The sequence below is a fragment of the Pedobacter humicola genome, from assembly GCF_056490705.1.
This window is the reverse complement of record NZ_JBWJIG010000014.1, coordinates 1-19310: the sequence shown is the minus strand read 5'-3', so window position 1 is coordinate 19310 and position 19310 is coordinate 1. Positions and strand designations below refer to the sequence as shown.

Below are 19310 nucleotides of genomic sequence, written 5' to 3'. Positions count from 1 at the left end.
AATTGTTTTTATGGTTCGTGATGAATAGGTTTTCTTTTTACTTAGACTGAAGGAGCAGCAACCTTGCTCCTGGAAGGATATTCACCAGGTCGGCTACAGTTCCTTCGCCAACATTGATCACCGAATTATCCTGCAGGTAAATTTTGCCCGACCGAAGCACCGCAATAGCCGTTTTGCCACCTTTTTTATAATTCCCGGGAAGGGGAATATCGCCGGGCTTCCCAAAAAATACAGGGGTATTAAATCCGATCAGCCATTCTCCTGTTGAGGGACGGAATACGGCCATATCGGCTTTCCCATCGCCGTCGTAATCGGCGGGTACAGGGATATCGCCAGGTATATGTTTTACCTGTAAAGGGATATTACCCAGGCTCGTTTGCCACATCGAATTGTCTTTACGGAAAAAACCAACATCCAGTATACCATCGCCATCATAATCGGCCGGAACAGGAACACCATTTTTATGTCCAAATTTGATACTGTCAAGTCCATCGAAATACCAGGTGAGTGTTGATGGACGGTAAACCGCAACATCGGCAAAACCATCGCCATCCCAATCGCCACAAACCGGAACATCGCCCGCCTGCCCAAGTGCAACTTCTTTTCCGCCCTGGATATGGAATTTACCTTCTGAAGGTCTGAATACGGCCATTTCAGTTTTGCCATCGCCGTTGTAATCAGCAGGAGCTGCAACATCGCCAGTTTTACCGAACGTTACATCAGGCTGACCAGCCACTTTCCATATGCCGTTCGAAAAGAATGAAATTTCACTAATGCCATCATTGTTATAATCCTGATACCTGGCTACTGTAGTATGGTGAAACCAGGGAAGTGTGAATTTGCTATCTGCATCTGTTTCTTCTTCGCCTGTTACCGGAGAAAAAGTACGCACGCTGATCAGGTCTTTTGATTTAGAAAATTTCATCAAACGCATCAGGCCATGCCCACCCTCTGGACGGCTCTGATAATCAGACAACAAAGATTTAATTACATTACCCGCATAACCATCCTGGCGGTAACCTTCGCCATTATCGCCTACATGGCCGGATAAGGTCATAAATACGTTCGGGTAGCTTTTTAGCCTGTCGAAAACCCGCTGCCCCTGTTTTGAGAATTTAGGAAATCCCTTTTCATTAGTGCCCGTTTTCTTGTTAAAATGAATGATGGAATGGCTCACTAAAATGGCTTTACGATCGCTGAATTTTTCTAGAACCGCGCTGGCCCATTTGTTCATGCCTTCGATATCTTCATCATACGAATCGTACTCTAAAAAGATGGTAATGAACCTGTAACCTCCGGCTTCGAAAAGATCAAAGTGGCTATCGTTATCATTTTTATAATGCCCTCCGTACCATTTCTTATCCTTAAAATGGGCCAGGCCGAAGTATTTATTGTATTGATCGGTTTTACCGCTCAAAGGGTACTGGCTTTTGGTTTGATCATGATTGCCCACCGCCATGCCATAAGGAATGCCCTGCGGATAACCCGTCTGAGGTTTTTCGAGCTTGTACATGGAGTTTGATGCATTTACCCATTGCTCCGGAAACATTTCTCCGTTATCGGAAATATCACCCAGATGGATCACATATTTAATATTTTCCTTTGCAGCATTTTTTACGATCCAATCAGTCTGTGCCGTAAACATTTCCTTTTTCCCACCATTTTTTTCCGAAGTATAATATTGGGTATCAGGTAGCACTACAATGGCAAATTCATCATCGGCCAAACGTTCTTCCTGATTAGGGATTAGCGTGGCGCTGGTACTGAGCAATAATTGCGCACTGAGAAAAACACAAAAGCTTTTCTTTAAAAGATTTTTGTTCAAAGTCATTATTGATTAAAATTTATTTGAGTCTGTTGAAAACGTGATTAAACTATTCTTAAGCTGCACGGGTCATGATTTAACCACAGATGAAAAACCTGCCCTGCCGTTCAGGTGGGGATGCACACAGATATTTAATACTTGTTTATCTGTGTGCATCTGTGGGTAAAAACTATCTTAACTTTATCCTAACGCTTAAAAGTAGCCTGGGTTTTGAATCACTTTCGGGTTTAAGCCCACTTCGTTCTGCGGAATCGGGAACACCAGATGGTGATTATCGATCACATAGGCATCCGAAGAAAGATATGGAAGCTGCTGCCTGATTTTAACGCCAAAAGCATTAATTACATTAAGGGCCTTTCCTGTTCTTAATAAATCTGTCCAACGGCTGTTTTCAAAAGCCAGTTCCACACGGCGTTCGTGCAAAATGATGGTTTTAAGTTCGGTTTGATCAGCTGTAACGATATCAGCAAGTCCGGCTCTTTTTCTCACCCTATTTAATGGTGCCAGTGCAAGTGCCGATTTTCCCTGTTCGTTTAGCGCTTCGGCCAATAACAATAAAGCATCTGAGAAACGGTAGATTGGGAAATCATCACTCGATCCGGTGGTGGCCACTAAAGGCGAATGCAAATACTTTTTAATATAAGGCACACCGATCTTTCCGGTGGCCGGTACATAATTGATGATGCTTTTCGCTGCCGAATACACAAAATAACTGCTGGCATCGTAGGTACCTTCGGCGATGCCGATAGAAGCATCAAGGCGTTTATCGTTGGGTTCAAAATCCGCAATCAAATCGCTGCTAGGGGTATTCCAACCGCCTGTGCTGGTATTATCAATCGCAATTCCGGTGAGTATTCTGGTATCCTTACTACGTGGTATAAAGTGGAAAGAAAGCACATTAGGGGTAGAACCCGTAATGGAACCACCTAAAAACTGAATCTCAAAGATGGATTCTTTTCCATTTTTGTTCGTTGGTAAAAAGGCATCGCCGTAATTGGCATTCAGATCATAGCCCATGGTGAGCAGGCTGTTTAATACCGTTTCGGCTTCAGCCCATTTTTTCTGAACGGCATATACATTGGCCAACAACATGGCCGCCGAACCTTTCGTGGCCTCTCCTGTTTGCGGAAATTTTGCAGGTGCAGCAAGCTCGTTCATGGCATCCTTTGCATCGGCCACAATCTGTGCATAAACCTCGGCTTCTGTAGCACGTGGTTTAAAAGCATCTTCAGCAGTTTTAACTTCGGCTATGGATAGTGGAACACCGCCATATAAACGCACCAGTTTGAAATAATTCAGCGCCCTTAAAAATTTGGCCTGACCATCTAAATTTGCTTTTACAGCCTCATCTAAATCAGAACCTTTTAACCTTTCGATAATGATATTGCAACGCGAAATGCCCGTATAACTGTGCTGCCAGGTTGCCGAAACATAAGCATTGGTAGAGGTATTGGTAAAATCTGAAATATTCTCGCGTTCTACGTATGCTGTTCCCCTATTGCCCGGAATAGGTTGATAAACCGTATTATCAGAATGCATTTCGGAAGTGAAATAATCATTGATGAGCACATCCCTTAGTGGTGCATAAGCTGCAACCACAGCCGATCGGAACTGTTGCTCCGTTTTATAAAATACCCCATCGGTATACGAATCTTCCGGATTGAGTTCGATGAAATCCTTTTTACATGCGCTTAGGCCAATGGTTAACAGTACAATGGCTATATATATCTTTTTCATTTTGTTACGCTTTAATGGTTATCTGAATGTAGTAGAGATGCCTAGTGAAAATGTTCTCGGAATTGGATAGGCATTTTCGTCAATACCAACGCCTAACGTTGGGTCTGATCCGCCTACATTGATTTCAGGGTTCATGCCCGAATAACCGGTAATTACAAAGGCCTGCTGAACCGAAGCAAATACCCGGAGGTTTTTAAGCATCAGGTTTTTTACCGGAACGGTATAACCCAGCGAGATATTTTTAGCCGCCAGATAAGACCCGTTTTCTATCCACTGTGAGTTTACCGAACGGCCAATACCGGTAGTACCCGATTTGGTTCTTGGATAAATCCCCGATCCCGGGTTTTCAGGCGAGCGCCATCTGTCTGCCGCTGCTGCCAATAATACCCTCGAACCATCCATGTTGGTTTGATAAGCCCATTTGGCTGCGTTTAAAATTTTACCCCCAACAGAAAAAGTCATATCGATGGTAAGATCGAAGTTTTTGTATTTAAAATTGTTTACCATCCCACCTGTAAATGTTGGTGTCGGGTCACCGATAAAAGTACGGTCGTTCACATCATCAATTACACCATCGCCATTAATATCCTTCACCTTGATGGTACCAATATCAGAACTTCCGTTAGGTTTTGCAGGTGTACTTAAGTATTTGGCAGAATTGGCCAAATCAGCTGCATCTTTGTATAAACCATCGAAAACAAAACCATAAAACTCACCCAAATGGTGGCCCACCTGCTGGCGGAAATAATCAGAACTTACTGTAATGTTTCTTCGGATATAACCCGGATCAACCAGATTGGTGATCAAATTGCGATCGAAAGAAAGACTTAGGTTGGTATTCCATTTAAAGCTACCTGTTAAGTTTTTCGAACTAACTGAAAACTCATGCCCCCACATTTTTAGTTCGCCCACATTGAATATGATCTGCGAAAAACCAGATGATGTTGGTATGGCACGCTGCTGGATCAATCCGTCGGTAAGCTTTCTGTAATAATCGTAAGTAAAGGTAATCCTGTTATTCAACAGCCCTATTTCGAAGCCCAGATCCAACTGTTTATTACGCTCCCATCTCAGCTCCTGGTTAGGCAAACGGTTAATGGTCTGCCCCTGGGTAATGGTGTTGTTAAAATTGTAATAGTAGGTACCAATAGTGGCCTGCGAATCGTAATTGCCTGCGAAAAAGTTATTTCCGGTGATGCCATAACTTGCACGTAGCTTTAAGAAACTGATGTCTTTTAGATTTTTCATAAAGGCTTCATCACTCACAACCCATCCGGCAGACAACGAAGGGAAACTGCCCCATTGTTTATTAATACCAAACTTCGAAGATCCATCTCTCCTCACTGCAGCGGATAAAAGATATCTGCCTTTGTAGGCATAGTTAATGCGGGCAATTGCCGATAACAAGGAATAAGAACCCGCGCCACTGCCACCGGTTATGCTGGTAGCCGCATTTAAATATTCGATATCATCGCTCGCAAAGCCCAATCCGGTTAAGTTATTGCTATAGGTATTAAACTCCTGTGCCGAATAACCAATCAAGGCATCAATGCTATGGTCTTTTCCAAAGGTTTTCGTATAGGCCAGGTTTCCTTCGGCTGTCCACGAACCGTTATCAACTGATGAGCTGGTTCCGGTAGTTTGTCCCTGCGTACCCGTTACCAATCCGCCCTGAAAATATTTGCGCATTTCGGCACCTTTATCTACCCCTAGATTGGTTTTCACGCTTAATCCAGGTAAAAATTCGTAGTTCAGGTAGGCGTTACCCAGAATACGCGTGGTACTGTAATCATCATTGGTGAGCATATAAGTGGCCAGCGGATTAATGTAGGCCACCATGCCCGGAGAGGCCACGCTTCTGGCGTAAGTCCCGTCGGGATTATAAGGTGATGCCAATGGACTGGCCTCAAAAAACCTTTCGAAATAGCCACCTACCCCATCACTGGTTAGCCTGTTGTTATGGTCCATTCTATAACTTGGCGCCAGGTTAAAGCCTACTTTTAGCTTGTTGTTAGCAGAGGTAAAATCCTGGTTAAACCTGACCGAAAACAACTTGGTTCCGTTATTGATCACAACGCCTTGCTGTTCCTGATAACCCGCAATAACAGTAGACGAGGAATGCCCGCGTGCCGATTGAATGGTTAAATCGTAACTTTGAATGGGTGCTGAGCGGGTAAGCAGATCGAACCAGTTGGTGCCATCGCCATATTGTTCGGGATGATCATAAGCGGCATGGTAATCGGCCGCGATGGTGTAACCTGGCTCATACTTCAAGCCGTCTTCTCCACGCTCTTTCATAAATGTGGCAAATTCTCTTGCCGTCATCATTTTAGGCAGTTTTCCAGTCGGTATTTTCTGGATACCGTAATACGTAGAGAAATCTATTTTCGAATCGCCAGGTTTTGCATGTTTGGTGGTGATTAATACCACACCATTGGCTGCCCTTGATCCATAAAGTGCCGTTGCCGAAGCATCCTTTAAAAAGCTAAAGCTTTCTATCTCCGCAGGATTGATATTGTTGATACTTCCGGTTATCGGTGTACCATCAATTACAAACAAGGGCTGGTTGCTCGAGTAAAAAGAAGCTGCACCACGGATAATAAAACCCATACCCCTACCTGGTTGTCCGCTGGTTTGCGCAATCTGTACCCCGGCCACTTTTCCCTGCAGCTGCTGGGCAAATTGCCCAACCGGCATATCCTGAAGCTGACTTGCATCGATGGTGGCAATAGATCCTGTAACATCTTTCATCCGTTGTTTTCCATAACTTACCACGACTTCCGAAAGCTGGTTATCGCTAGGTTTCATCGAAAAGCTTAAAGTAGTTGTCTTTCCTTCCCTAACACTAACGTTATTCATTTTTTGAGCAAGAAAGGAGATATAAGAAACTTCAATGCTATAGTTTCCTGGCTTTAGCGAAATGCTGTAGTTTCCATCAGGATCACTTTGAACGGTCTGCCCAGTTTCCATTACTTTAACTGTAGCACCGGGTAGCGGACCTCCTTTTTCGTCGGTAATTCGACCTGCTATATTGCCCGGCTGTTGTGGAACAGGCTTTTGGGCGATTACCACATATCCTTCTACTATTTTATATTCGAGATTAGTGCCGCCAAGTACCTTTTCAATCAGGTATTTTACGGTTTTGGTCTGTTCACCCAGCGTAATTTCCGTTTTAAGGCCGCTGAGTAGTTTTTCTGGAAGTACGAATTTAATACCACTTTTCTCCTGAATACCCAGCAGACTCGTTTTCACACTCGAATGGTCTAAATTAATATGAATTACCTGATCGAGGTTCTGACTATGAACACTCCCGGCCAAAAGCACGCCGATAAAGGTAAGCTGTGTGATTAAAAGCATAAATGAACACCTCATCATAAACTTAATTGTAGGATGTAATCCTTTTTGCATAAATTTGTATATTAATGGTTTGCCCGGCGATAAGCCGGAATAATTATTGATTTTTTCTTCATTTAAACCGCTCTGTCGTCGAAAAGCAAGCGGTTATAATGTGATAAAAAGACTACTTCCCCTCCTTAGGGTTGGGGAAGTTTGTTAATGTCAGTCCATTGTTTTCCTTTCTTATTTTTTGAATGTTAACGGATAATGATTTCGTTATTTTTAATTTGGTAATGGAATTTCCCCGCAGCAGCGAGTACATTCAATAGTTTGTTTACCGATACTGTCGCATCGATAGTCAATGTCATACGGTCATACGATTTGCTTTGGCTTTTGAAACTGATTTTAACATTATACCAACGCTCCAGCGTTTCGCAGATTTCGAGCAGTGATGAATTGTGGAAGGCCAGCTGTGAAGTTTTAAAACCCGTAACATCGGCTATGGCTACATCTTGGGTACTGGCTTTCCCCTCGAAATAAACCACCTTTTGTCCGGGGATGAGGATGGCCAGCGATTGTATCATATTTGCTTTTACCTCATCTACACGAACCTTTCCGGTGGCGACCTCTACACTAAGCGGCTTATTTTTAAAAGCTTTAATTTTAAAGGAAGTACCCAGCACCTGAGTCCTTACCGTTCCGGTATGGATGATAAATGGTTTTTTGGGATTTTTGGTCACTTCGAAAAAAGCTTCTCCGTACAGGGAAATTTCTCTCTTATCCCCCAAAAAGCGTTCAGGATACCGTAACCTGCTGCCCGCGGCAAGGTATACCACACTACTATCGGATAACATAATTTTAGAGCGCTGGCCGTTGGGATTACTGCGCTCGATATAGGCCAAAACCTGTTGTTGTGGTTTACTGAAATGCAAGATCAGATAAACACTCAGTGTAGCAATAACTAAAGCCGTCCAAATGGCTGCATATTTAAAACTAAATCCTTTTTTAACTGACTGTGTTTCTTCATTTTCAGCCGCAATCCGCTGGTTGATTGCATTCCGCCATTCTGCCTGTTTGATATGTGGCCTATCATTTTCTTCGAATATAGCCCAGTCTTTAGTTTGGTTAGCCGACAGGATTTCGTTTAATACCGCTTCAGATCCCGGATTTTTCAGGAATAAACGAACCACTTCTTCTTCCTTTGGGGAACACCCACCACGGAGAAATTTTTCTATCAATGCTTGATCAACCGGTTTCGGCATGTTTGTTTGGTACGGCACAAATGGAGCGCCTATCTAACAAGGGACAAAAAAGCTATTGAGGGGCTAACGAATTTTTTAATAAAAACACATCACACTGATTTACAGCCAAATAATTTTAAAATCTTTTATAAAAGATAGGTTGATTAACGCGTAAACAGTAAAAAGGCGATCATTAAGGCCGCATCCTTATACCTTAAAAAACCTTTACGAAAATGGTTCAACGAAAATTTAATGTGATTTTTTACCGTGTTGATGGAGATATCGAGGCTATCGGCAATTTCAGCATGGCTGAGTTCTTCTTCCCGGCTCAGTTGAAAAACAATTTTACGCTGAGGGCTCAAAAGATCGAGTTCTTCCCGATAACTTTGTTCCAGCTCGCTGGTCAGAATGCCATGATCGGCAGTATGACTGGTAAAGGAAATATGGTTTTCAATGTTTTCAATCGGATCGGTTTGGACTGCCTTTTTCCTGATGGCTTTAATAGTGGCGTTTTTCGCAGCCCTAAAAATGTAATGTTTAAATTCTCCCTCAATTTCAAGTGTGTGCCTTTTCTCCCAAACCCACATCATCAGGTCCATCATGGCTTCTTCTGCGAAACATTCATCATTGATATAACCAAGCGCATATCTGAACAGCCTGGTAAAATAACGATCGAATAAAACATTAAAAGCTTTCAGATTGTCGCGGGAACATTCCACTAATAACTGTTGATCTGAAAGTAAGGGATATTCCATAAAAATGGATGCTTTTGTTTGCAGCAAAACTAGAGCCTCCACTTTATGCTTTGATTAATTACATGTTAAGGATTCGTTAATAAAACAGGTATTACTTTCGTCATCCCTATGGGTCTTAAGTATTGCTAAGACCTTGTTTTTTGCCAAAGGCTGATCTTTTAAGACATTATCAAAGTATTTTCGCCAGATTTCCCAGCTGTTTCAATTTAAAATCGATTTCATCCGTCCAGGGCATGCCCATACATATCCGCAGGCAGTTTTCGAACTGATCCTGCAGGGTAAACATACGTCCTGGCGAAATGCTGATGTTTTGTTTCATCGCCAGATCATAGAGTTTTACGGTATCGACTCCCTTCTGCAACTCTACCCAAATGGCAAGCCCTCCCTGTGGCCTGCTGATCTTGGTCCCCTCCGGAAAATAAGTGGCAATGGCATGGCTAAAACGCTGGTAATTGCCCATCAAAGTACGCCGCATTTGGTGAATATGAACATCGTATCGCCCGCTTTTAAAAAAGTTGCCCACCACCTCATGAACGAGCGAAGGCGTGGCAATGGCGTGTACCAGTTTTAATTTCAATATTTTATCCTTGTACTTCCCAGGGGCCACCCAACCTACCCTATAGCCTGGCGCCAGCGTTTTCGAAATGGCACTGCACCACAATACGTTTCCTTCGGTATCGAAAGCTTTACAGCATTTTGGCCTTTGCTGACCAAAGTACAGATCCCCATACACATCATCTTCAATTAACGGAATATCATGTTTGGCCAATAGTTTTACCACTTCCTTTTTGTGTTCATCAGGCATGCAGCTGCCCAAAGGTGTATTAAAATTTGGAATAAGCACACAGATATCGATTTTGGAAACCAGTTTCTTCAGCGCATCAATTTCAATACCGGTAACCGGATGGGTAGGCAGTTCGAGTACTTTGAGTCCCAGACTAAGGGCCAATTGAAAAATTCCAGGGTAACAGGGACTTTCGATGGCAACAGTATCGCCTGGTTTGGCCAAAGCCATTATACAATAAGAAAGTGCGCCCATGCCACCACTAGTAGTAATCAAATCATCTTCACTCAAATTCCCGCCCCAGCCCAGCGAGCGTACCGCAACCATCCTACGCAGTTGCACATTGCCCTGAAGTGGTTCGTAAGCTGTGCCCCCCTGTAGTAATCTGCTCGCCTGAAGAATTTCTTTTTGGAGTTTAGCCAATGGCAAGAGGTTGCCAGAAGGAATGCCAATCGAAAAATTGGTGATATTATTATTTCCAAGACTTGAATATACCCTGGTAATCAGTTCTTCAGGTTCCTTACTACCAGGCATCAATGTGGGTTTGCTCGACCCGGGAAGCGGAAGGCGCTGTAGCGATCGGTTACTTACAAAAAAACCAGATTGCGGTTTCGGATCAATCAACGACTGCGCTTCGAGTTCTAAAAAAACTCTTTTCGCAGTATTCATCCCAATGGCATGTTCTTTACAGAGCATCCTCACCGATGGGAGTTTATCACCAGCCTTCAAAATGCCATTTCGGATCTGAGCAGCTATGCCATCTGCAATTTCATTGTACCTGTAAACTTTTTCCATAAACGAACTGTATCCATCCAAATATACAAAACTGATACTGTATTTACTTATTTCTCTTCAGCACTTTTGATTTAGCAAATTTTAGATATGATGACTACAATAACGGGTAGCCCTGCTACCAGGAAAATTTCGAGCGGATGGCTGAATGGTTTTACAGGTGTCTTGATTTTCAGCGGCTCCATGCCAGCCACTAAAATAGCCGTGATGGATATGAGTCCGGTGTTTGTAACCGTTGCACGGGCAACAATTGCGGGTTTACTCGCGCTTATCGTATTGTTGGTGCTTAAAGAGAGGGGCCCAGCCAAGAACAGTTTATGGTCGCTCATTATTGTTGCCTTTGGTGCGGTAATCGGCTTTCCTTTGTTAAGCTCTTTAGCGCTGGCACACATCAGTTCTGCTCATTCGCTGGTATTTTTAGGCTTACTGCCCTTGGTAACTGCTGTATTTGCGGTTTTACGCGGAGGCGAAAGGCCAAAACCCATATTCTGGTTTTTCTCCATATTGGGCAGTGTATTGGTAATCGGTTATGCCGTTTATCAGGGTATAAATGCCTCACCTATCGGCGATTTGCTGATGCTGGCAGCCATTGTACTCTGCGGACTGGCTTATGCAGAGGGTGCCAGGTTATCAAAAACAATGGGCGGCTGGCAGGTCATCTCCTGGGCGTTGGTGATTTCGCTTCCACTCATGTTTCCGCTTGTGTTTGTTTTTAAACCTGTTTCGCTTTCCACAATAGGTACGGGTGCATGGCTCGGCCTTGCGTATATCTCCCTGTTCAGTATGTTTATCGGCTTTATCTTCTGGTATAAAGGATTGGCTCAGGGCGGCATCGCTACCGTGGGGCAATTGCAATTGCTTCAGCCTTTTTTCGGACTGGCACTTGCCGCTACGCTGCTGCGTGAGGAAGTTAGTTTAAACATGATCGCCGTAACTATTGGGATTATTCTTTGCGTCGCCGGCTCAAAAAAGTTTGCCAAATAAATAAATCAACATAAAAATTAAAAATATGCAGATTAGCAACAGCACTCCAGCAGATATCACAGAAATTTTCCGCCTTTACGAAAGCGCAACAAATTTCCAGAAAACGAAGTACATCCTTCATTGGCCAAAATTTGAAACATCATTAATTGAAAATGAAATAGAAGAGCACAGACAGTGGAAAATCACCATTGATGGAAAAACCGCCTGTGTATGGGCAACAACGTTCGACGATCCACAAATATGGGAAGAGCGCAATGCCGATCCTGCTGTTTATATCCACCGCATTGCCACCAATCCTGAATTTAAAGGACAAAATATGGTAGCCACCATCGTGGCCTGGGCCAGGGAATATGCGAAAGAAAATGGTAAAAAATACGTACGTTTAGATACCGTCGGCAAAAACGAAAGACTGATTAATCATTATACCAAAATGGGGTTTACCTTTCTGGGTTTATATGATTTAAAAAATACCGATCAATTACCTGCTCATTACCATGGAAATCCGGTTAGTCTGTTCGGGCTATCGGTTTGATCATGCTACCAGTATTTAATAATGTAAATTTAAACCCGGCCTAATACATCAGGTCAGTTTTGAAGAGGTCTTTATTTTTTCTACTTTCATCTTTTGAAAGCGCAAATGGAAAAACTAAGGAAACATCTTGATGAAATCATCGAAGTAAGTGATGAAGAATTCGCCTACATACAAACTTTTTTCACCACCAAAAGGGTAAAAAAACACCAATACCTGATACAGGATGGTGATCAGGTAAATTTTGAGTACTTAATCTTATCCGGCATTTTCAGGATGTTCTATTTAGACAGCGATGGAAAGGAACATATTGTTCAGTTTGCAGGTGAGAACTGGTGGATGGCCGATTATCAAGCCTATTTTAAGGAGAGAAAAGCCACGCTCCACATCACTTGTATGACAGATGCCGAAATACTGTGCCTCACCCTACAGGGCAGGGAAACCCTGGCAGCTGAAATGCATAAAATGGAACATTTTTTCAGGGTAAAACTCACCAATGGTTACATTGCCCAACAGCGGCGTATCATTTCCCTGCTCTCAGGCAAGCCGCAACAACGTTATGAAGAGTTTGCACAGCTTTATCCCCATTTGATCCAACAGATACCCAAAAAATACATTGCCGAATATCTTGGCGTAAGCCGCGAAACGTTAAGCAGGCTTTATTCGGCAAATAAATAGGTAAAAGTGTGATCGCAATCACACTTTTTTTGTGACTTGCCTCCTCGTACAGCACTGTGCAATTGAGGAGATTTGAAATGTCAAAACAACAAACATTTTAAATTAAAAAGTCATGAAAAAGAAAATTTTAATCATTGTTTCCAATGCCAATGCCATCGGTCCGAAAAATAGAAGAACAGGGACCTTTCTTCCGGAAGTTGCCCATCCTTATGCCGAATTTGCCCGGGCAGGTTACCAGATCGACTTTGCCAGTTTATCAGGCGCCACCCCGTATCTTGATGCGCTCAACCTGGCTTCAGACCCTGATAACCTTCAATTTTTAACGGGAAAAGGTTGGGAAGATATGCAGCAGGCAGTAAAACTTTCAGCTGTAGATGTCAGTAATTATGATGCCATTTTTGTTCCGGGAGGCCTTGCCCCAATGGTTGATATGCCTGAGGCACCTCTACTTAAAAAGGTAATTGCCGAAACCTATGAGCGAAATGCCGTTGTAGGCGCCGTTTGCCATGGCCCGGTATCGCTGCTCAATGTAAAACTGAGTGATGGCTCGTTTTTGGTAAACGGTAAAAACATTACCGCTTTTACCACTGAAGAAGAGGATCATTATGCAAGACCAGATGTACCTTTTGATCTGCAGACCGCACTTACTGCTCAGGGGGCAATCTTTCATACCGCAGCACCATGGTCGGCCAACAGCATCGCCGACGGCAATCTGGTAACTGGTCAGAATCCAGCTTCAGCAAAGGGTGTAGGAGAAAAAATCGTTGCTATTTTAAACACCATTAACGCTTAGCAGATGAAAAACGAAGCTATTCACGCATTTGCCACCTGGCAGATCAAAGACGGGCAGTTGGAAACTGTACTAAACTTACTCACTGAGGTCAGGAAACAGAGCCTTGCAGAAGAAGGCAATCTTTTTTACGAGGTACACCAAAGCCAAACGGATGTAAATACCTTAATCCTTTTTGAAGGATATAAAAATGAAACCGCGCTGGATGCACACCGGAGCTCGCATCATTTTCAAACCCTCGTAGTTGGAAAGATTGTTCCCTTGCTGCAAACTCGCGAGGTTGTGTTGACTTCCCCACTTAATTTGGATTAAACAGTTTATAATAAATTGTCATCTACAGATTAAGTTATTCTATTAAAATCAATATAAATGATATGAGGGCATTTAGTGAACTGCAGGTGTAAGGAGTCGTCATTGCGAGAAGGCTTTTTCAGTCGAAGAAGCAATGACGACTTTTCTACAGGAGGTATGTTTTTGATAGCTTACCTAAGGGCCTTTAAAAATGGTGTGTTAAAGAAAAAAAGTTATTTGAATCCTTATTTATTGCTAATTTCAAAATACCTTTTCATTTAGGGCTAAACATTCCTGAAATTTCTTAAGATCAATCATAGTGGAGAAAACAATCGATTTAGAACTAAGACCGACAACAGTTGCAGATCTCGAAATCCTATTCGAATTTCAAACCGATAAGGAAGCAGGATATCTTGCTGCTTTTATGCCAAAAGACCCTACAGACAAAGCGGCATACCTGAGCAAGTATACCAAGTTATTGAGCGATCCAACGGTTAATAACCAGACCATTTTGGCAAACAACATCATTGTTGGCCATGTGGCAAAGTTTATCATGCATGGCGATACGGAAATTACCTATTGGATAGATAAAAAATTCTGGAGCCGGGGAATTGCCACAAAGGCGCTTCAGGAATTTCTGTTAACCGAATCCAGCAGACCAATTTTTGGGCGGGTGGCATTCGATAATTTTGGCTCGCAAAGGGTTTTAGAAAAATGTGGATTCGTAAAGATCGGAACGGATAGCGGTTTCGCAAATGCACGGCAAGCTGAAATTGAAGAATTTATTTACAAACTCAATGTTTGAAAATGATTTCGTTTATCAAGATTAACCTGAATCTGTAAACGTTTATTTTGGATTTGCTTAGTTACGATTTAAAATCAATGGCTTTATGATGAATTGATCGAAATCCCACCTATACATTTTTTTTTAAAAAAAATTATTAATGTGTATCTTTATATCATGACGACAATGACCATACAAGTTCCTGATGCCCTTGAGCGAGAGCATGATGAAATCACGCGTCTCATTGCAGCCAAACTATATGAAGCGGGTAAGCTTACCTTAAAACAAGCCGCAGATATGTGCCAGATGAAAAAATGGGATTTTGCGGAAATCCTGATCAAGTACAATGTACACTATCTAGATGAAAGTGCCACTGAAGATCTTGAAACATTCAGGCATGCCTCTAAAGGATAAAATTGTCATTACCGATGCCAGTTGTTTTATTATACTGGACAAAATAGATGGTATGCATTTGCTTCACTCACTGTACAAGCAAATAATAACAACTCCTGAAATAGCAGCTGAATTTGGTAAAAGGCTCCCTAATTGGGTGGATGTAAAAGCGGTTCAGAATCGCAACCTGTTATATGACTATGCTGAAACTGTAGATATAGGCGAGGCCAGTGCGATGGCTCTTGCTTCAGAAATTCATGCAGATTTACTTATTATAGACGATGCAGCTGGCAGAAGATTCGCTAAAAAGCTTGAACTTAAAATTATAGGTACGATTGGAGTAATACTTGGTGCAAAGCTTAGTGGTATCATTCCTTCTGTTAAGCCATATATGATTAAAATACAACAAACCAATTTCAGGATTTCGGAATGGTTAACTATACAGATTATTAAAGATGCAGGAGAATAATCTCTGGTCATTCACAATTAATCCAATAGATGGTTAGGAGACAGTAATCTTACATAATTCGAATCTAGCGATGGAGAAAGCAAATTAAAAAACGACCTATTCACGAAATCTTCGCTATAAACGCCAAGTTGATTAAAATCTACCCGATTATTTAAATTTCAAAAGGATTCACTAAATTAAGGACTTAATGAGTTTTACTCCTTCTGCTTTAAAAACCTAAGGGACTCCTGAATATTCTGATCCAAAAGTAAATCATCAAAATTATCCTGCTTAGACACAGCAATATCAGGGATTATGCGTTCGTAATCGTTACCATTCCTATCGCTATCATACGAAGTGGTCAAAGCCATCGTAATACCAAAAGGTAGCGGCCAAAAAACATTTCCTGTAGTATACCCCAATGTGCTTTCTCCAATAAAAATGGTATTTGGCCTTCCTTTAAAGGCCATTGCAGTTACTTCTCCCGAACTTCCTGTAAAGATACCCGTAATAACTGCTAGTTTTGTCTTATCCAGTAATTCACCTGCAGGATTAACCCAGGATACTTTTTTACCGTTATCCAAATAATTCCCGTTTGTCAATTTTATGGTATTCATCCGCTTTTTATTTACATTAAGTGAACCTCCTATATCATGATCACCCAATAAATCGTACAATGCGAGCAACATAGGCCAGGAATTGCCACCTGTATTAAAGCGCAAATCCAAAATCCATCCTTCCAATTTATTTTTGGTCTTGATATCAGCGATCTGATCATACATCACCTGGGCGATTTGATGTACATTATCTGAGCTGGTATCAAAAAACACCATGCCTGGCATTAAAATATAGCCGTATTTCCCATCAAGTACCTTGGCTTCAAAACCTGGTTTGGCAGCATATTTCTTTCTCCACTGCTCCGAATAATCCTCCTTTGAAATGGATTTTCCCGTAGCGGAATATTTAATCCCCTGATCATAAACGATGCAATGTGTTGCGCCTATTTTATCGAAAAGAATTTTTATCTCACTTAGCGATGTTTTAAAACTATTGTATGTCGTTAAATTCTGTCTAGTTTCTGATTCTACAAGCCGCCAATCAACAGCTTTCCTATGTAAGTATCCATTTTTCAAGGCAGAAAAAAGTCCATCATAAAATATTTTAATGCTATCCCGGGCTGTTGTTTCTTTTTGAGCATATCCGTTAAGAGACAAACCCAAAATAAAAAATATCACCAATATCCTTTTCATTTATGCTGTTTAATGATGTTTCCGATTTAGGCATGATCAACTGCCGATTTCATTTGCGTTAATGGGCAAAAAAAATGGAAGAAACGAAAATCTGATTATACCATAGACGAATTTCGACAAACTATAGTTGCATCCTGCTGTGCCATTTCAATAATTTATTCATAAAACACTCTTTATCAGACACAAGAAACAAAATAAATGAATAACATGATTAGAAGGTAATTCCCGCAGGTATGAAGGTGGAAGATTTTAGAATAGCCGGGCAAAACACCCGGCATATTTATAGCATAAAAAGATTTCGTTAATCCGCATCGTTTAAATTATATTTTTTCAGCAGCATTTATTTTCCGTTGCTTTCTAAACTGATAAATAGAACCTACGATAAACAATATCAACAAAACAAGCAGTGTTTTACCTATAATTGGATCAGTTGGGGCTTTCGCCAAAGGATGTCCGATTGGAACACGGGTTAATGTTTCGTTAACCGTAGGAATCCACGATAGAAAAAAGCTGAATGACAGGAGAAAGTTTTCGAAATACCGGCTTCGGATATTTCCTTTTTTCCTGGAATAAAGAAAATAAGCCACCAATGCTAATATTAAAATCAATAATGAGAATACATGCCCGGGGTTAAATCCTCCATGTTTAGATATGCCTAATGCCGTTAAGCATGTAATTACAGTACCATAAAAGTATATTTTCCCTGATGATTCAGCCAAATTGATTTTACCATATCTGATATAAGATACAATGGCAGCTACGATGGCAATAACGCCAACAACGGTGTGAAAAATGCCTAAATTTGATAATCCCATGATTTTAAGAGTTTTGATTTTTTAATTGTAAGTGATAGTACTGTTAAAGAAATGAAGGCCAATAGTATAAAAAAGCGGTAATTTGTTTTTTTAATTAATATGCTCAGCTCTTTCCTTTTCATATCACAAATCTCTTAAAGAAAACAAGGTTAAACTTTGTAGATTAGTTCAATTTTTTGGCAATTTGGTTCATAAAAAGGCATCTTTACAATATATGGTAAACGACTATAAAAAATTCGATTTATTTGGAAAATCATTGATACAGAAAATTGTGTTAAAACCACCTTTCAAATTTGATTTTCCTGTTGCTGACCAGGCTTGTTTTTTATATTTATTGAAAGGTGAGATTGAATATCAAACGGATCATGAACAAATAAACATCCCAGCCAACTATTCATTACTGCTAAATTGCATCAACTCGGGAAACCAGATACATCAATCGGATTCGAAAAGCAATTGTGAAATTGTAATCGTTACTTTCTACCCGGATATATTAAAGAAAATTTATGAAAGGGAACTGCCTGTATTGCTTCAAAGCCCTCAGCATTTAGAATCAAATAAGTCGAGCGAAAAAATCAGCAACGATTTTTTAATCCTCAAGTATATCGAAGGATTATTGTTTTATTTTGAAAATCCATCATTGGTTAGTGAAGATGTTTTGATTTTAAAATTTAAAGAAATTATACTTTTACTTTCTCAAACACAGAATGCCGAAGCTATACAAGTAATTTTATCACAGCTTTTTTCGCCAAATACCTACACTTTCAAGCAAGTTATTGAAGCGCATCTGTTTTCACAGTTGAGCATCGAAGCGCTGGCGCAGCAAAATAATTTAAGCGTCTCGTCATTTAAACGGGAATTTGCAAGATTATACAACGATACACCTGCCAATTATATTAAAGCCAAAAAGCTCGAAAAAGCAGCCGAACTCCTTTTGGTTTCCAACGAACGCATTAGCGACATTGCCTTTGATTGTGGCTTTAACGATCTGGCAAATTTCACGAAAAGCTTTAGCGAAAAATACCATACTACCCCTACAAATTATCGTTTGCAGTTTAAGAACAAATAACCACGAGTTATTATATTCCGGTTTGCTTCAATTTTGTACACAAATAAAACAGACATACATTCCTGGAACCAATATTTAAAAAAAATTGACTTGATATTTTCCTAAATCCAATTTTGTATCCCCCTACAAACATAAAACATTAATCGCTTTATTTTAATTGAAAGCTTTGCCATAGAATGGCCGATTTCCCCCCAGATGTTGTCTTATATGCATAACTGACGCGAATACAAACTTGCTAACTTTGCATCTGCAGATAAATAGCTCATGAAAATGGAAAAAATCGAACACATCAATTACATTAAATCGCCTATTGCAGATGTATATGCAGCATTAACAACACAAGCAGGCCTTGGCGCTGTTTGGACAGAAGAATTGATTGTTAAACCTGAACTGGGTTTTATCAATGTGTTCGACTTCGGGGATAATTATGGAACAAAAATGAAGGTGCTGGAATTGTCTCCAAACAAAAGGGTACTATGGGAATGTGTAGGTTCAGATCCAGAGTGGATCGGCACGGGTATTTCATTTGACCTCTCTGAGAAAGATGGAATAACGTCAGTTGTCCTCAAACATTTCGATTGGCGTGAACTAACGGAGTTTTATCAATGGTGCAATTATAACTGGGCAATGTTCCTGTTAAGCCTCAAAGCTTACTGCGAAGATGGTCAGGGAACGCCGTATCAAAAACGAAAGTTTTAGCGGAATCGGATTAATCACTTTCTATCGGCCGGTGAGACACAGACTAATAGAAAGTGATTTTTTTTGAATCATGCTATCCAACGTCAATAGCAGTAAAAGCCTCCCGATTT

At 41.0% G+C, this 19310-nt stretch carries 18 protein-coding genes; 10 read left to right on the top strand and 8 right to left on the bottom strand.

The genetic code is table 11. The features are described from left to right. Nucleotides 1-37 precede the first annotated feature (37 nt). The 6 genes from AC04Q1_RS19885 to AC04Q1_RS19860 form a co-directional block, all read right to left on the bottom strand. The gene (locus tag AC04Q1_RS19885; protein ID WP_478366311.1) at nt 38-1831 is read right to left on the bottom strand and encodes a metallophosphoesterase; all 1794 of its coding nucleotides are present in this window, start codon (nt 1829-1831) and stop codon (nt 38-40) included. A 186-nt stretch (nt 1832-2017) separates the two neighbouring features. Beyond that, nucleotides 2018-3562, bottom strand: a complete 1545-nt coding sequence (locus AC04Q1_RS19880; protein ID WP_478366310.1) for a RagB/SusD family nutrient uptake outer membrane protein — start codon at nt 3560-3562, stop codon at nt 2018-2020. A gap of 18 nt (nt 3563-3580) precedes the next feature. Further along, nucleotides 3581-6970: a SusC/RagA family TonB-linked outer membrane protein gene (locus AC04Q1_RS19875; protein WP_478366309.1), complete on the bottom strand. Its 3390-nt coding sequence runs from the start codon at nt 6968-6970 to the stop codon at nt 3581-3583. Between the two features lie 185 nt (nt 6971-7155). Next, nucleotides 7156-8160 carry a FecR family protein gene (locus tag AC04Q1_RS19870; RefSeq protein WP_478366308.1) on the bottom strand — a complete coding sequence of 335 codons (1005 nt, stop codon included), beginning with the start codon at nt 8158-8160 and terminating at the stop codon, nt 7156-7158. A 143-nt stretch (nt 8161-8303) separates the two neighbouring features. Continuing rightward, nucleotides 8304-8894 (bottom strand): RNA polymerase sigma-70 factor, encoded by a 591-nt coding sequence (locus tag AC04Q1_RS19865; protein ID WP_478366307.1) that lies wholly within the window; start codon nt 8892-8894, stop codon nt 8304-8306. Nucleotides 8895-9063: 169 nt separating this feature from the next. Next, the gene (locus tag AC04Q1_RS19860; protein ID WP_478366306.1) at nt 9064-10473 is read right to left on the bottom strand and encodes an aminotransferase-like domain-containing protein; all 1410 of its coding nucleotides are present in this window, start codon (nt 10471-10473) and stop codon (nt 9064-9066) included. 87 nt (nt 10474-10560) lie between these two features. Between AC04Q1_RS19860 and AC04Q1_RS19855 the strand changes: the two genes are divergently transcribed. The 8 genes from AC04Q1_RS19855 (at nt 10561) to AC04Q1_RS19820 (ending at nt 15388) form a co-directional block, all read left to right on the top strand. Further along, nucleotides 10561-11454 (top strand): DMT family transporter, encoded by an 894-nt coding sequence (locus tag AC04Q1_RS19855; RefSeq protein ID WP_478366305.1) that lies wholly within the window; start codon nt 10561-10563, stop codon nt 11452-11454. A 25-nt stretch (nt 11455-11479) separates the two neighbouring features. After that, on the top strand, nt 11480-11986 hold the full coding sequence (locus tag AC04Q1_RS19850) for a GNAT family N-acetyltransferase (protein WP_478366304.1): 507 nt from the start codon (nt 11480-11482) through the stop codon (nt 11984-11986). Between the two features lie 105 nt (nt 11987-12091). Further along, the gene (locus AC04Q1_RS19845; protein ID WP_478366303.1) at nt 12092-12661 is read left to right on the top strand and encodes a Crp/Fnr family transcriptional regulator; all 570 of its coding nucleotides are present in this window, start codon (nt 12092-12094) and stop codon (nt 12659-12661) included. A 112-nt stretch (nt 12662-12773) separates the two neighbouring features. Beyond that, nucleotides 12774-13454 carry a type 1 glutamine amidotransferase domain-containing protein gene (locus tag AC04Q1_RS19840; RefSeq protein ID WP_478366302.1) on the top strand — a complete coding sequence of 227 codons (681 nt, stop codon included), beginning with the start codon at nt 12774-12776 and terminating at the stop codon, nt 13452-13454. 3 nt (nt 13455-13457) lie between these two features. Continuing rightward, nucleotides 13458-13763, top strand: coding sequence for a putative quinol monooxygenase (locus AC04Q1_RS19835; RefSeq protein WP_478366301.1), 306 nt, complete (start codon nt 13458-13460; stop codon nt 13761-13763). Between the two features lie 298 nt (nt 13764-14061). Beyond that, a complete protein-coding gene (locus AC04Q1_RS19830; protein ID WP_478366300.1) occupies nt 14062-14547 on the top strand; it encodes a GNAT family N-acetyltransferase in 486 nt (161 codons plus the stop codon). Nucleotides 14548-14712: 165 nt separating this feature from the next. After that, the gene (locus AC04Q1_RS19825) at nt 14713-14940 is read left to right on the top strand and encodes a UPF0175 family protein (protein WP_478366299.1); all 228 of its coding nucleotides are present in this window, start codon (nt 14713-14715) and stop codon (nt 14938-14940) included. Next, nucleotides 14924-15388 (top strand): PIN domain-containing protein, encoded by a 465-nt coding sequence (locus tag AC04Q1_RS19820; protein WP_478366298.1) that lies wholly within the window; start codon nt 14924-14926, stop codon nt 15386-15388. Before AC04Q1_RS19825 ends, AC04Q1_RS19820 begins: the two co-directional genes overlap by 17 nt. 194 nt (nt 15389-15582) lie before the next feature. Here the strand turns inward: AC04Q1_RS19820 and AC04Q1_RS19815 are convergent, their stop codons facing one another. Together AC04Q1_RS19815 and AC04Q1_RS19810 are read right to left on the bottom strand one after the other, a co-directional pair. Next, complete coding sequence (locus AC04Q1_RS19815; protein ID WP_478366297.1) at nt 15583-16617, bottom strand: S41 family peptidase; 1035 nt, start codon at nt 16615-16617, stop codon at nt 15583-15585. A 320-nt stretch (nt 16618-16937) separates the two neighbouring features. Next, nucleotides 16938-17432: a hypothetical protein gene (locus tag AC04Q1_RS19810; protein ID WP_478366296.1), complete on the bottom strand. Its 495-nt coding sequence runs from the start codon at nt 17430-17432 to the stop codon at nt 16938-16940. 214 nt (nt 17433-17646) lie between these two features. Here AC04Q1_RS19810 and AC04Q1_RS19805 point away from each other — a divergent pair, with 214 nt between their 5' ends. Beyond that, nucleotides 17647-18501 (top strand): helix-turn-helix domain-containing protein, encoded by an 855-nt coding sequence (locus tag AC04Q1_RS19805; RefSeq protein ID WP_478366295.1) that lies wholly within the window; start codon nt 17647-17649, stop codon nt 18499-18501. 270 nt (nt 18502-18771) lie between these two features. Further along, nucleotides 18772-19200 carry an SRPBCC family protein gene (locus AC04Q1_RS19800; RefSeq protein WP_478366294.1) on the top strand — a complete coding sequence of 143 codons (429 nt, stop codon included), beginning with the start codon at nt 18772-18774 and terminating at the stop codon, nt 19198-19200. Nucleotides 19201-19310 lie beyond the last annotated feature (110 nt).